The sequence below is a fragment of the Escherichia sp. E2661 genome (genome assembly GCF_004745185.1).
In the GTDB taxonomy this organism is placed as follows: Bacteria; Pseudomonadota; Gammaproteobacteria; order Enterobacterales; family Enterobacteriaceae; genus Escherichia.
Window position 1 is genome coordinate 49801 of the sequence record NZ_PDIG01000021.1, and the last position, 14053, is coordinate 63853.

Consider the following 14053-nt stretch of genomic DNA (forward strand, 5'->3'; position numbering starts at 1 on the left):
TTAAGATTTTTATATCTATTCCTAAGTTTATTAAATGTGAATCGAATCACAATCGTTCGAGATGCATTATTAAATGTTTTTTTTCAGAAAAATACGCTGCATTAAAATTTTAATGTTTATAAGATGAATTGATTAATAAAAAGTATGCAAACAGGAAAACAAAGCCGCATCCTGATTACCAGATGCGACTTCGTAAGTGCGGTTACTTACCGATACAGAAGCTGGAGAAAATCCGCCCCAGTAGGTCGTCAGAGGTAAACTCCCCGGTAATCTCGCTCAAGTTCTGCTGCGCCAGGCGTAGCTCTTCCGCCAGCAATTCGCCCGCCCATGCGCCCAACAGCTGTGCTTTACCTTGCTGCAAATGCTCCGCCGCCTGTTCCAGCGCCTGTAGGTGACGACGGCGCGCCAGGAAGCCGCCTTCCATGTTGGTGTCAAAGCCCATGCTCTGTTTGAGATGGTTACGCAGCACGTCCACGCCTTCGCCAGTTCTTGCAGAGAGACGAATCAACGCATGACCGTTCACTTCGCTCATTCCCAGCGTTTCGCCGGTGATATCGGCTTTATTGCGCACCACGGTGATCGGTAGTTTCGCAGGCAGACGGGCGATAAATTCCGGCCAGATCTCTACCGGATCAACAGCGTCTGTCGTGGTGCCATCGACCATAAACAGCACGCGGTCGGCCTGTTCAATTTCCTGCCACGCACGCTCGATACCAATACGTTCCACTTCGTCACTGGCTTCACGTAACCCGGCGGTGTCGATGATATGCAGCGGCATTCCGTCAATGTGGATATGCTCACGCAGCACGTCACGTGTGGTTCCGGCGATATCGGTTACGATCGCCGCTTCACGGCCAGCCAGCGCGTTCAGCAGGCTCGATTTACCGGCGTTAGGACGTCCGGCAATCACCACCTTCATCCCTTCGCGCAACAGGCTGCCCTGACGTGCTTCAGCACGCACTGCATCAAGATCGGCAATTACGTCATTGAGCTGGGCTTCAATTTTGCCGTCGGAGAGGAAATCGATCTCTTCATCAGGGAAATCAATTGCCGCTTCGACGTAAATACGCAAGTGGGTGAGGGCTTCCACCAGATGGTTAACCCGTGCGGAGAACGCGCCTTGCAGCGAGTTAAGTGCCGAACGGGCTGCCTGTTCCGAACTGGCATCGATCAGATCGGCAATCGCTTCTGCCTGGGCTAAGTCGAGTTTATCGTTAAGAAACGCGCGTTCGGAAAACTCGCCAGGGCGGGCAATTCGCAGGCCGGGAATGGTCAGAATACGTTTTAACAGCAGGTCGAGGATCACCGGACCGCCATGACCTTGCAGTTCCAGCACATCTTCGCCGGTGAACGAGTTCGGGCCAGGGAACCATAGCGCAATCCCCTGATCGAGCACGCTGCCGTCGGCGTCTTTAAACGGAAGATAATCGGCGTAGCGCGGCTTAGGCAGTTTACCCAGCACGGTTTCGGCAACTTTACGGGCTTTGAGGCCGGAGATGCGCAGGATGCCAACGCCGCCACGTCCCGGAGGCGTGGCCTGGGCTACGATAGTGTCATTATCGCTCATGATGTTCCTGTTGCTTTGTGTGGCGGATGCGCGGTGCTTATCCGCCCTACGAAAAGAAAAAAGGCGGTCAACTGACCGCCCTTATTTTAGCGAAAACTCACCGAATCAGGATTTTTTCTTCTCGCGGCTATGCAGGCCACGTTTTTTCCAGACCACGGTAAATCAGCTGCTGCTGAATAATGGTAACCAGGTTGCTGACGATATAGTACAGCACCAGACCTGACGGGAACCACAGGAAGAACACGGTGAAGATGACCGGCATAAAGGTCATGATCTTCTGCTGCATCGGGTCGGTCACAGTGGTCGGCGACATCTTCTGAATGAAGAACATCGTTACGCCCATCAGGATCGGCAGGATGTAGTACGGGTCCTGTGCAGACAGGTCGTGGATCCACAGTGCAAACGGCGCCTGACGCAGTTCAACGGAACCCATCAGCATGTAGTACAACGCCAGGAAGATTGGCATCTGGATAATCAGCGGGAAGCAGCCGCCCAGCGGGTTAACCTTCTCAGCTTTGTACAGCGCCATCATTTCCTGGCTGATACGCTGTTTGTCATCGCCCAGACGCTCACGCATAGCCTGAATCTTCGGCTGCAGCATACGCATCTTCGCCATGGAGGTGTACTGCGCTTTGGTCAGCGGGTACATGATGCCACGAACGATAAAGGTGATGATGATAATGGAGAAGCCCCAGTTACCCACAAAGCTATGGATCCATTTCAGCAGTTTGAACAGCGGCTGAGAGATGAACCACAACCAACCGTAATCAACGGTCAGATCCAGGTGCGGAGCAACAGCTGCCATTTTGTCCTGGATTTCCGGGCCAACCCACAGGGTGCTGTTCATCGCGCCAGTCTGACCTGGCTGAACCAGTACCGGCTGAGATTTATAGCCGATAGCGGCGATGCCGTTACCCAGATTAGCGGTGTAGAAGTTGTTGGTGCCGTCGTTATGCGGGATCCACGCCGTCGCGAAATACTGTTGCAGCATCGCCACCCAACCACCTTTCGAAGAGATGTTCAGGTTTTCGTTATCGGCAATGGTATCGAACTTGTATTTCTCGTACTTCTCGTCAGGCGTGGAGTACGCCGCGCCACGGAAAGTATGCAGTGCGAAGTTGCTGCTTCCAGTGTCGAGATGCGGTGGCAGATTGATGGATTGCTTCAACTGACCAAAGGTGGAGATCTCCAGCGGTTTTTCGCCAGCGTTCTGCACGTTGTAGTTGACGTTGACAGCGTAATCACCACGTTTCAGGACAAACGTTTTGGTAAACGTGTTGCCTGCCGCGTCGGTATACGTCATCGGCACCTGCAGTTCGTTTTGACCTTCAGCCAGCACATAAGCGTCTTTTTCAACGTTATACAGCGGACGCGGGCCGTTAGCCGGGTTATCCGGGCCATCACGACCGGTCAGACCGCTCTGTGCCTGATAAATAAACTGCGGTGAAGTTTCCAGCAGCTGGAACGGCTGGGTAGAGTTCAGCTCTTTCGGGTAAGCCGGGAGCAGAGCCTGTTCAACATCACCACCACGGGTGTTGATGGTCAGATCAAGCACGTCGGTCTTAACCGAAATCAGTTTCCCCTGGCCACTGGCCGGTACGCCCTGGTCGGCGGCGCTACCCGCTGCGGTGGTCGTTGTCTGCGTGGTCTGTTGGGCCTGAGGTTGCGGGTTTTTATCCTGCTCCCAGGCTTGCCAGATCATGAAAGACACGAACAGCAAAGCGATGACTAAAAGATTGCGTTGCGAATCCATCGTTAGTGTTCTCTGGTATCAAATGGTCCGGGCGGGACGGGATCGTCACCACCAGGGTGTAAAGGGTGGCATTTTAATACGCGTTTCACCGTCAACCAACTGCCTTTTATCACTCCAAACCTGCGCAATGCCTCAATTCCGTAGCTTGAACAGGTTGGAGTGAAACGACAATGCGGCCCGAGTAGCGGACTAATCAGGCGTTGATAGACCCGAATGAGGGCTATCAGGACCCGCGAGCCAGGCGACAGTGGCGGCGCCATAATTTTCCAACGCTTCCGAGAGAGCACGGTTATCGAGGTCGGCAACCCCTTTTTTCGCCACCACCACGAAATCCATAGCCGGGAGTTCATGTTGGCGCAGACGGAAGCTTTCACGCGTCAGACGTTTAATCCGATTGCGTTCATGCGCGCGTCGAACGTTTTTCTTGGCGACAGTAAGACCGATACGGGGATGCCCCAGCGAATTCAGGCGGCCGAGAATGGTAATTTGCGGCGTGCCAGCCCGTTGTGGCTGCTGGAAGACGAATGTGAATTGACTGGGAGTTAACAAACGTAACTCCCTGGGAAATGCGAGCTTAACCACGCAGGGGTTAGCTATATTACTTAGAAACGGTCAGACGAGCGCGGCCTTTAGCACGACGACGTGCCAGAACCTGACGACCATTTTTAGTAGCCATACGAGCACGGAAGCCGTGAGAACGGTTGCGCTTCAGTACAGACGGTTGAAAAGTGCGTTTCATGGCGATTTCTACCTAAACTTGAATAAATTCAATGGCTTTATTGGATATCCGCCGAAAAATGAAACGATGGACACCGAAGCCATGGGTGATTAAAGAGGCCGGATTGTAATAATTGTACACTCCGGAGTCAATTCTCTTTCCTTATTTACCGCGCTTTTCCGCACCTTTTCGCTGGGAAAATGTACGGCTTCACACCAGTGAAAACCAGCATGGCGCGCCGGGGCGAGGATTATACGGGCTACCGGGTAAAGCGCAAGGATCGTCCAGGATCTTTATTAGATCGATTAAGCCTAATTTTGTCTAAGGTCATTAAATTTTCCAATATGCGGCGTAAATCGTGCCCGCCTTGCGGCAGGATCGTTTACACTTAGCGAGTTCTGGAAAGCCCTGTGGATAAATCGGGAAAATCTGTGAGAAACAGAAGATCTCTTGCGCAGTTTAGGCTATGATCCGCGGTCCCGATCGTTTTGCAGGATCTTGATCGGGCATATAACCGCAGACAGCGGTTCGTGCGTCACCCTCATGCAGGGTCTTTTCGACGTGCGTCAACAATCATGAATGTTTCAGCCTTAGTCATAATCGACTTTTGTTCGAGTGGAGTCCGCCGTGTCACTTTCGCTTTGGCAGCAGTGTCTTGCCCGATTGCAGGATGAGTTACCAGCCACAGAATTCAGTATGTGGATACGCCCATTGCAGGCGGAACTGAGCGATAACACGCTGGCCTTGTACGCGCCAAACCGTTTTGTCCTCGATTGGGTAAGGGACAAGTACCTCAATAATATCAATGGACTGCTAACCAGTTTCTGTGGAGCGGATGCCCCACAGCTGCGTTTTGAAGTGGGCACAAAGCCCGTGACACAAACGCTGAAAGTCCCTGCCAGCAATACAGTTGCACCCGCTCAGGCAGCGCAGGTGCAGCCGCAACGTGCTGCGCCTTCTACGCGCTCAGGCTGGGATAACGTTCCGGCTCCGGCAGAACCGACCTATCGTTCCAACGTCAACGTTAAACATACGTTTGATAACTTCGTCGAAGGTAAATCTAACCAGCTGGCGCGCGCGGCGGCTCGCCAGGTGGCAGACAACCCGGGCGGCGCCTATAACCCGCTGTTCCTTTATGGCGGCACGGGGCTGGGTAAAACTCACCTGCTGCATGCGGTGGGTAATGGCATTATGGCGCGCAAGCCGAATGCCAAAGTGGTTTATATGCACTCCGAACGCTTTGTTCAGGACATGGTAAAAGCCCTGCAAAACAATGCGATCGAAGAGTTTAAACGCTACTACCGTTCCGTTGATGCGCTGCTGATCGACGATATTCAGTTTTTCGCCAATAAAGAACGATCCCAGGAAGAGTTTTTCCATACCTTTAACGCCCTGCTTGAAGGTAATCAGCAGATCATCCTCACGTCGGATCGCTATCCGAAAGAGATCAACGGTGTTGAGGATCGTTTGAAATCTCGCTTCGGCTGGGGGCTGACTGTGGCGATCGAACCGCCAGAGCTGGAAACCCGCGTGGCGATCCTGATGAAAAAGGCCGACGAAAACGACATTCGTTTGCCGGGCGAAGTGGCGTTCTTTATCGCCAAGCGTCTACGATCTAACGTACGTGAGCTGGAAGGGGCACTGAACCGCGTCATTGCTAACGCCAACTTTACCGGACGGGCGATCACGATTGACTTCGTACGTGAGGCGCTGCGCGACTTACTGGCTTTGCAGGAAAAACTGGTCACTATCGACAATATTCAGAAGACGGTGGCAGAGTACTACAAGATCAAAGTCGCGGATCTCCTTTCCAAACGTCGATCCCGCTCGGTAGCGCGTCCACGTCAGATGGCGATGGCGCTGGCGAAAGAACTGACTAACCACAGTCTGCCGGAGATTGGCGATGCGTTTGGTGGTCGTGACCACACGACGGTGCTTCATGCCTGCCGTAAGATCGAGCAATTGCGTGAAGAGAGCCACGATATCAAAGAAGATTTCTCTAATTTAATCAGAACATTGTCATCGTAAACCTATGAAATTTACCGTAGAACGTGAGCATTTATTAAAACCGCTACAACAGGTGAGCGGTCCGTTAGGTGGTCGTCCTACGCTACCGATTCTCGGTAATCTGCTGTTACAGGTTGCTGACGGTACGTTGTCGCTGACCGGTACTGATCTCGAGATGGAAATGGTGGCACGCGTTGCGCTGGTTCAGCCGCACGAACCAGGGGCGACGACCGTTCCGGCGCGCAAATTCTTTGATATCTGCCGTGGTCTGCCTGAAGGCGCGGAAATTGCCGTGCAGCTGGAAGGTGAGCGGATGCTGGTGCGCTCCGGGCGCAGCCGTTTTTCGCTGTCAACCCTGCCAGCGGCGGATTTCCCGAACCTCGATGACTGGCAGAGCGAAGTCGAATTTACCCTGCCACAGGCGACGATGAAGCGTCTGATTGAAGCGACCCAGTTTTCTATGGCGCATCAGGACGTTCGTTATTACTTAAACGGTATGCTGTTTGAAACCGAAGGTGAAGAACTGCGCACTGTGGCGACCGACGGTCACCGTCTGGCGGTCTGTTCAATGCCAATTGGTCAATCTTTGCCAAGCCATTCGGTGATCGTGCCGCGTAAAGGCGTGATTGAACTGATGCGTATGCTCGACGGCGGCGACAATCCGCTGCGTGTACAGATTGGCAGCAACAACATTCGCGCTCACGTTGGCGACTTTATCTTCACCTCGAAACTGGTGGATGGTCGCTTCCCGGATTACCGCCGCGTTCTGCCGAAGAACCCAGACAAGCATCTGGAAGCTGGCTGCGATCTTCTCAAGCAGGCGTTTGCTCGTGCGGCAATTCTCTCTAACGAGAAATTCCGCGGTGTGCGTCTGTATGTCAGCGAAAACCAGCTGAAAATCACCGCCAATAACCCAGAACAGGAAGAAGCGGAAGAGATCCTAGACGTTACCTATAGCGGTGCGGAGATGGAAATCGGCTTCAACGTCAGCTATGTGCTGGATGTCCTGAACGCGCTGAAATGCGAAAACGTGCGCATGATGCTGACCGATTCGGTTTCCAGCGTGCAGATTGAAGATGCCGCATCACAGTCGGCTGCCTATGTTGTCATGCCAATGAGACTGTAATGTCCCTCACCCGCTTGTTGATCCGCGATTTCCGCAATATCGAAACCGCGGATCTCGCTTTATCTCCCGGCTTTAACTTTCTGGTAGGTGCCAACGGCAGTGGCAAAACCAGCGTGCTGGAAGCCATCTATACGCTCGGCCATGGTCGGGCGTTTCGCAGTTTGCAGATTGGTCGCGTCATTCGCCATGAGCAGGAGGCGTTTGTTCTCCATGGGCGATTACAGGGCGAAGAGCGCGAGACGGCGATTGGCTTAACCAAAGACAAACAGGGCGACAGCAAAGTCCGCATCGACGGTACTGACGGGCATAAAGTCGCGGAGCTGGCGCACCTGATGCCGATGCAGCTGATAACGCCAGAAGGGTTTACTTTACTCAACGGCGGCCCCAAATACAGAAGAGCATTCCTCGACTGGGGATGCTTTCACAACGAACCTGGATTTTTCACCGCCTGGAGCAATCTCAAGCGGTTGCTCAAGCAGCGTAATGCGGCGCTGCGCCAGGTGACACGTTACGAACAGCTACGCCCGTGGGATAAAGAATTGATCCCGTTGGCGGAGCAAATCAGCACCTGGCGCGCGGAGTATAGCGCCGGTATCGCGGCTGATATGGCCGATACCTGTAAGCAATTTCTCCCTGAGTTTTCTCTGACTTTCTCTTTCCAGCGCGGCTGGGAGAAAGAGACAGAGTACGCTGAGGTGCTGGAACGTAATTTTGAACGCGATCGCCAGCTAACCTACACCGCGCACGGCCCGCATAAAGCGGACTTACGCATTCGCGCCGACGGTGCGCCGGTGGAAGATACCTTATCGCGTGGGCAGCTTAAACTGCTGATGTGCGCCTTACGTCTGGCGCAAGGAGAGTTCCTCACCCGTGAAAGCGGGCGGCGGTGTCTCTACCTGATAGATGATTTTGCCTCTGAGCTTGATGATGAGCGTCGCGGGTTGCTTGCCAGCCGCTTAAAAGCGACGCAATCACAGGTCTTTGTCAGCGCGATCAGTGCTGAACACGTTATAGACATGTCGGACGAAAATTCGAAGATGTTTACCGTGGAAAAGGGTAAAATAACGGATTAACCCAAGTATAAATGAGCGAGAAACGTTGATGTCGAATTCTTATGACTCCTCCAGTATCAAAGTCCTGAAAGGGCTGGATGCGGTGCGTAAGCGCCCGGGTATGTATATCGGCGACACGGATGACGGCACCGGTCTGCACCACATGGTATTCGAGGTGGTAGATAACGCTATCGACGAAGCGCTCGCGGGTCACTGTAAAGAAATTATCGTCACCATTCACGCCGATAACTCTGTCTCTGTACAGGACGACGGGCGCGGTATTCCGACCGGTATTCACCCGGAAGAGGGCGTATCGGCGGCGGAGGTGATCATGACCGTCCTGCACGCAGGCGGTAAATTTGACGATAACTCCTATAAAGTGTCCGGCGGTCTGCACGGCGTTGGTGTTTCGGTAGTAAACGCCCTGTCGCAAAAACTGGAGCTGGTTATCCAGCGCGAGGGTAAAATTCACCGTCAGATCTACGAACACGGTGTACCACAGGCTCCGCTGGCGGTTACCGGCGACACCGATAAAACCGGCACGATGGTGCGTTTCTGGCCCAGCCTCGAAACCTTCACCAATGTGACCGAGTTCGAATATGAAATTCTGGCGAAACGTCTGCGTGAGTTGTCGTTCCTCAACTCCGGCGTCTCCATTCGTCTGAAAGACAAGCGTGATGGTAAAGAAGACCACTTCCACTATGAAGGCGGTATCAAGGCGTTCGTTGAGTATCTGAACAAGAACAAAACGCCGATCCACCCGAATATCTTCTACTTCTCCACCGAAAAAGACGGTATCGGCGTTGAAGTGGCGCTGCAGTGGAACGATGGCTTCCAGGAAAACATCTACTGCTTTACCAACAACATTCCGCAGCGTGACGGCGGTACTCACCTGGCAGGCTTCCGTGCGGCGATGACCCGTACCCTGAACGCCTACATGGACAAAGAAGGCTACAGCAAAAAAGCGAAAGTCAGCGCCACTGGCGATGATGCGCGTGAAGGCCTGATTGCCGTTGTCTCCGTGAAAGTGCCGGACCCGAAATTCTCCTCCCAGACCAAAGACAAACTGGTTTCTTCTGAGGTGAAATCGGCGGTTGAACAGCAGATGAACGAACTGCTGGCAGAATACCTGCTGGAAAATCCGACCGACGCGAAAATCGTGGTTGGCAAAATTATCGATGCTGCCCGCGCCCGTGAAGCTGCGCGTCGCGCTCGTGAAATGACCCGTCGTAAAGGTGCGCTGGACTTAGCAGGCCTGCCGGGCAAACTGGCGGACTGTCAGGAACGCGATCCGGCGCTCTCCGAATTGTACCTTGTGGAAGGGGACTCTGCGGGCGGCTCTGCAAAACAGGGGCGTAACCGCAAGAACCAGGCGATTCTGCCGTTGAAAGGTAAAATCCTCAACGTCGAGAAAGCCCGCTTCGATAAGATGCTGGCTTCCCAGGAAGTGGCGACGCTGATCACCGCGCTTGGCTGCGGGATTGGTCGTGACGAGTACAACCCGGACAAACTGCGTTATCACAGCATCATCATCATGACCGATGCGGACGTCGACGGTTCGCACATTCGTACGCTGCTGTTGACCTTCTTCTATCGTCAGATGCCGGAAATCATCGAACGCGGTCACGTTTACATTGCCCAGCCGCCGCTGTACAAAGTGAAGAAAGGTAAGCAAGAACAGTACATTAAAGACGATGAAGCGATGGATCAGTACCAAATCTCCATCGCACTCGATGGTGCTTCCTTACATACCAACGCCAGCGCACCAGCTTTAGCGGGCGAAGCGTTAGAAAAACTGGTGTCTGAGTACAATGCGGCGCAGAAAATGATCGTGCGTATGGAGCGTCGTTATCCGAAAGCAATGCTGAAAGAGCTTATCTATCAGCCAACGCTGACGGAAGCCGACCTCTCTGATGAGCAGACCGTTACCCGCTGGGTGAACGCGCTGGTCAGCGAACTGAACGACAAAGAGCAACACGGCAGCCAGTGGAAGTTTGATGTCCACACCAATGCCGAGAAAAACCTGTTCGAGCCGATTGTTCGCGTGCGTACCCACGGCGTGGATACTGACTACCCGCTGGATCACGAGTTCATCACTGGCGGCGAATATCGTCGTATCTGCACGCTGGGTGAGAAACTGCGTGGCTTGCTGGAAGAAGATGCGTTTATCGAACGTGGTGAGCGTCGTCAGCCGGTAGCCAGCTTCGAGCAGGCGCTGGACTGGCTGGTGAAAGAGTCCCGTCGCGGCCTTTCCATCCAGCGTTATAAAGGTCTGGGCGAGATGAACCCGGAACAGCTGTGGGAAACCACCATGGACCCGGAAAGCCGTCGTATGCTGCGCGTTACCGTTAAAGATGCGATTGCCGCCGACCAGCTGTTCACCACGCTGATGGGCGACGCCGTTGAACCGCGTCGTGCATTTATTGAAGAGAACGCCCTGAAAGCGGCGAATATCGATATTTAATGGCGTTAACAATGCGAGCGTGCCTGATGCGCTACGCTTATCAGGCCTACAAGACTTATGCAATGTATTGAATTTTCATGATTTTGTAGGCCGAATAAGGCGTTAACGCCGCATCCGGCAAGAAGCTATAAGAAAAGGGCGGATATTATCTCCGCCCTTTTTATTTCTGCAATCCGCAATTATCATCCCACAGAACTATACTTTTTGAGTCAACACGTAACGCTTTACAGGTGATTATCATGGGGCTTTTTGATGAAGTTGTCGGTGCCTTTCTGAAAGGCGATGCGGGGAAATATCAGGCGATTTTAAGTTGGGTTGAGGAGCAGGGCGGCATTCAGGTGCTGCTTGAAAAACTGCAAAGTGGCGGCTTAGGTGCCATTCTCACATCCTGGTTGAGTAACCAACAAAGTAATCAACCGGTGAGCGGAGAACAACTGGAGTCGGCGCTCGGCACAAATGCGGTGTCCGATCTTGGACAAAAACTCGGTGTTGATACCAGTGCTGCTTCCAACATGCTGGCGGAACAATTGCCGAAGATTATTGATGCTCTATCGCCGCAGGGCGAAGTTTCGCCGCAAGCCAATAACGATTTGCTTTCCGCAGGCATGGAATTGCTGAAAGGAAAACTTTTCCGCTAAGCAAAAGGGGAGCACGCAACGCGCGTTGCATCCCCGTTTTCCTCAGGTGTTGTACTGATTTTTGAGCGCAATCGCGTTAGCATGGGTCAGGAAACAATCTACCTGGGGAACTCATGGCTATCAAACTCATTGCTATCGATATGGATGGCACCCTTCTGCTGCCCGATCACACCATTTCACCCGCCGTTAAAAATGCGATTGCCGCAGCGCGCGCCCGTGGCGTGAATGTCGTGCTAACGACGGGTCGCCCTTATGCAGGCGTTCACAACTACCTGAAAGAACTGCACATGGAACAGCCCGGCGACTACTGCATTACTTACAACGGCGCGCTGGTACAGAAGGCTGCTGATGGCAGCACCGTGGCGCAAACAGCATTGAGCTATGACGACTATCGTTTCCTGGAAAAACTCTCTCGCGAAGTCGGTTCTCATTTCCACGCGCTGGACCGCACCACGCTGTACACCGCCAACCGTGATATCAGCTACTACACGGTGCATGAATCCTTCGTTGCCACCATTCCGCTGGTGTTCTGCGAAGCGGAAAGAATGGACCCCAATATACAGCTCCTGAAAGTGATGATGATTGATGAACCCGCCATCCTCGACCAGGCCATCGCGCGCATTCCACAGGAAGTGAAAGAGAAATACACCGTGCTGAAAAGTGCGCCGTACTTCCTCGAAATCCTCGATAAACGCGTTAACAAAGGCACTGGTGTGAAATCATTGGCCGACGTGTTGGGCATTAAACCGGAAGAAATTATGGCGATTGGCGATCAGGAAAACGACATCGCAATGATTGAATATGCAGGTGTTGGTGTGGCAATGGATAACGCTATTCCTTCGGTGAAAGAAGTGGCGAACTTTGTCACCAAATCCAACCTTGAAGATGGCGTGGCGTTTGCTATTGAAAAGTATGTGCTGAATTAATCAGTGGGCGGGCAAACAGCATAAATGCGTTTGCCCGCAGCGATTAACAATTTCTGGTAGTGCATAAAATCAGGAACTGGAGTGGTGACGTTACTATATCCAGCGTAAGAGTGACTGGTAGCAGCGCATTAACGAGGCCGCGCGGGACGCCATCTGTTGCTTTGTACTCATAAAATCCCACCGTAAAGGTTGATGGAAAACCATCACGTTTGAGTAATCCGCTTTTTTATTTTTCTGGTGGATAGAGCCTTTCAAGCCGTCAAGTGCCCAGGTACAACGCCGGGTATCACAAATAAAACCATATTGTGTTGCCAGTGCCTTATCTTCTTCGTTGTTCCAGTCGTAATAGAGCGTAATAGCACCAGAGAATTTCTTATTACTGCCGCTTAAAATAAATTTCGCGTTCTCAGAAACGGTGATTCTTTCGCCATGAATTGCCGGATCGTTCAGCATTTTAACCACCTCATCGCCGCCGTTGGTCAACAGGTAGTCCAGCGATTCTCCTACAAAAACAAAGCCTTTCGTACCATTACTATCCTCTGCCAGCGATAAACCCTTAATCGTGTCTGACCGCCATTGCTCGGCATGTGAAGGGCTTGCGGTATTGGAAACCAATCCCCAGGTGATGCATCCGGTCAACGCGAATGCCAAAGAACACAAACCGGCAGCCTTAAAAAATCCTTTAAAATTCAACTTCATGATTAATCCTTTAAACAAGAGTGCTAAGCCGTTGAAAGCATACTCTTATTTCCCTCCTGTTTAGCGCCTGATACCCCTTTTCAGATTTCTGCCCGGCGCATGTCATTTTTTATGCATTGTTCTTTTTGTGATCTAAATTGTAGTACAACAATATAAGTTTGTACTACATTACGCGCACGGCAAACGCGAATGTCATCACGCTGGTACTACAAAATTGCCGCGTTATGCATCGATCGGGGTAAAGTAGAGAAGAACATACAGAGCACAAGGACTCTCCATGACTCTCAATAAAACCGATCGCATTGTCATTACGCTGGGTAAACAGATCGTTCACGGCAAATACGTGCCAGGCTCGCCGCTTCCGGCTGAGGCGGAACTCTGTGAGGAGTTTGCAACCTCGCGCAACATCATCCGTGAAGTGTTCCGTTCGCTGATGGCGAAGCGACTGATTGAAATGAAACGTTATCGCGGGGCGTTTGTAGCACCGCGTAACCAGTGGAATTACCTCGACACTGACGTACTGCAATGGGTGCTGGAAAACGACTACGACCCACGGCTTATCAGTGCAATGAGCGAAGTACGAAATCTGGTGGAACCTGCGATTGCCCGCTGGGCGGCGGAGCGCGCGACTTCCAGCGATCTGGCGCAGATTGAATCGGCGCTGAACGAGATGATAGCCAACAATCAGGATCGCGAAGCGTTTAACGAAGCGGATATTCGCTATCACGAGGCGGTACTGCAATCGGTGCATAACCCGGTGTTACAGCAACTTAGCATCGCGATCAGTTCGCTGCAGCGGGCGGTTTTTGAACGAACCTGGATGGGCGATGAGGCCAACATGCCGCAAACGCTCCAGGAACATAAGGCGCTGTTCGATGCGATACGGCATCAGGACGGCGATGCGGCAGAGCAGGCGGCGCTTACCATGATCGCCAGCTCGACACGAAGGTTAAAGGAAATCACATGACAGTGTGCTACATCGCAATTGACTGGGGAATATCTCTATAATCCCCAGCGTGTGCCTCTCTCATGACGATAACCACAATGATATGCGTGGTGAAGAAACCCAATTGCACGGCGCGCAGGCACCGGGCAATTCGTAG

11 protein-coding genes and 4 pseudogenes are annotated in these 14053 nt (G+C 52.5%); 8 read left to right on the forward strand and 7 right to left on the reverse strand.

Annotated elements, in window-relative coordinates:
• Nucleotides 1-202: 202 nt before the first annotated feature.
• The 6 genes and pseudogenes from mnmE to CRI63_RS11770 form a co-directional block, all read right to left on the reverse strand.
• Nucleotides 203-1567 (reverse strand): tRNA uridine-5-carboxymethylaminomethyl(34) synthesis GTPase MnmE, encoded by a 1365-nt coding sequence (gene mnmE / locus CRI63_RS11745; protein ID WP_135519625.1) that lies wholly within the window; start codon nt 1565-1567, stop codon nt 203-205.
• Between the two features lie 105 nt (nt 1568-1672).
• Nucleotides 1673-3320: pseudogene (gene yidC, locus CRI63_RS11750) on the reverse strand (membrane protein insertase YidC).
• A gap of 2 nt (nt 3321-3322) precedes the next feature.
• On the reverse strand, nt 3323-3580 hold the full coding sequence (gene yidD / locus CRI63_RS11755; protein ID WP_001307474.1) for a membrane protein insertion efficiency factor YidD: 258 nt from the start codon (nt 3578-3580) through the stop codon (nt 3323-3325).
• A pseudogene (gene rnpA, locus CRI63_RS11760) lies at nt 3544-3902 on the reverse strand (ribonuclease P protein component). The gene yidD and the pseudogene rnpA overlap by 37 nt, the downstream one beginning before the upstream one ends.
• Nucleotides 3903-3918: 16 nt before the next feature.
• Entirely contained in the window at nt 3919-4059 is a 141-nt protein-coding gene (gene rpmH / locus CRI63_RS11765) for a 50S ribosomal protein L34 (RefSeq protein ID WP_000831330.1), read from the reverse strand.
• A gap of 238 nt (nt 4060-4297) precedes the next feature.
• The gene (locus CRI63_RS11770) at nt 4298-4369 is read right to left on the reverse strand and encodes a hypothetical protein (protein WP_123057980.1); all 72 of its coding nucleotides are present in this window, start codon (nt 4367-4369) and stop codon (nt 4298-4300) included.
• 296 nt (nt 4370-4665) lie between these two features.
• Between CRI63_RS11770 and dnaA the strand changes: the two genes are divergently transcribed.
• From dnaA to yidA, 6 genes are all read left to right on the forward strand, one after another.
• Complete coding sequence (gene dnaA, locus CRI63_RS11775; protein WP_000059100.1) at nt 4666-6066, forward strand: chromosomal replication initiator protein DnaA; 1401 nt, start codon at nt 4666-4668, stop codon at nt 6064-6066.
• A gap of 4 nt (nt 6067-6070) precedes the next feature.
• Nucleotides 6071-7171, forward strand: a complete 1101-nt coding sequence (gene dnaN / locus CRI63_RS11780) for a DNA polymerase III subunit beta (RefSeq protein ID WP_000673464.1) — start codon at nt 6071-6073, stop codon at nt 7169-7171.
• Nucleotides 7171-8244 carry a DNA replication/repair protein RecF gene (gene recF / locus CRI63_RS11785; RefSeq protein WP_000060112.1) on the forward strand — a complete coding sequence of 358 codons (1074 nt, stop codon included), beginning with the start codon at nt 7171-7173 and terminating at the stop codon, nt 8242-8244. Before dnaN ends, recF begins: the two co-directional genes overlap by 1 nt.
• 28 nt (nt 8245-8272) lie before the next feature.
• Nucleotides 8273-10687 (forward strand): DNA topoisomerase (ATP-hydrolyzing) subunit B, encoded by a 2415-nt coding sequence (gene gyrB, locus CRI63_RS11790; RefSeq protein WP_130206798.1) that lies wholly within the window; start codon nt 8273-8275, stop codon nt 10685-10687.
• A 239-nt stretch (nt 10688-10926) separates the two neighbouring features.
• Nucleotides 10927-11325: a YidB family protein gene (locus CRI63_RS11795; RefSeq protein WP_205712847.1), complete on the forward strand. Its 399-nt coding sequence runs from the start codon at nt 10927-10929 to the stop codon at nt 11323-11325.
• A gap of 113 nt (nt 11326-11438) precedes the next feature.
• Nucleotides 11439-12251, forward strand: a complete 813-nt coding sequence (yidA, locus tag CRI63_RS11800; protein ID WP_130215106.1) for a sugar-phosphatase — start codon at nt 11439-11441, stop codon at nt 12249-12251.
• Nucleotides 12252-12294: 43 nt separating this feature from the next.
• Here yidA and CRI63_RS11805 read toward each other — a convergent pair.
• Nucleotides 12295-12950, reverse strand: a pseudogene (locus CRI63_RS11805) (hypothetical protein).
• 277 nt (nt 12951-13227) lie between these two features.
• Between CRI63_RS11805 and dgoR the strand changes: the two are divergent.
• Complete coding sequence (gene dgoR, locus CRI63_RS11810; protein ID WP_000174305.1) at nt 13228-13917, forward strand: D-galactonate utilization transcriptional regulator DgoR; 690 nt, start codon at nt 13228-13230, stop codon at nt 13915-13917.
• Between the two features lie 28 nt (nt 13918-13945).
• Nucleotides 13946-14047 (forward strand): annotated as a pseudogene (locus CRI63_RS11815) (2-oxo-3-deoxygalactonate kinase); the annotation flags it as partial.
• Nucleotides 14048-14053: the final 6 nt, after the last annotated feature.

What these genes read in the sequence shown, in the direction of transcription:
- mnmE (WP_135519625.1), bottom strand. Translation starts at nt 1,567, where the DNA reads ATGAGCGATAATGACACTATCGTAGCCCAGGCCACGCCTCCGGGACGT.
- yidD (WP_001307474.1), bottom strand. Translation starts at nt 3,580, where the DNA reads ATGGCGCCGCCACTGTCGCCTGGCTCGCGGGTCCTGATAGCCCTCATT.
- rpmH (WP_000831330.1), bottom strand. Translation starts at nt 4,059, where the DNA reads ATGAAACGCACTTTTCAACCGTCTGTACTGAAGCGCAACCGTTCTCAC.
- dnaN (WP_000673464.1), top strand. Translation starts at nt 6,071, where the DNA reads ATGAAATTTACCGTAGAACGTGAGCATTTATTAAAACCGCTACAACAG.
- recF (WP_000060112.1), top strand. Translation starts at nt 7,171, where the DNA reads ATGTCCCTCACCCGCTTGTTGATCCGCGATTTCCGCAATATCGAAACC.
- gyrB (WP_130206798.1), top strand. Translation starts at nt 8,273, where the DNA reads ATGTCGAATTCTTATGACTCCTCCAGTATCAAAGTCCTGAAAGGGCTG.
- CRI63_RS11795 (WP_205712847.1), top strand. Translation starts at nt 10,927, where the DNA reads ATGGGGCTTTTTGATGAAGTTGTCGGTGCCTTTCTGAAAGGCGATGCG.
- yidA (WP_130215106.1), top strand. Translation starts at nt 11,439, where the DNA reads ATGGCTATCAAACTCATTGCTATCGATATGGATGGCACCCTTCTGCTG.
- dgoR (WP_000174305.1), top strand. Translation starts at nt 13,228, where the DNA reads ATGACTCTCAATAAAACCGATCGCATTGTCATTACGCTGGGTAAACAG.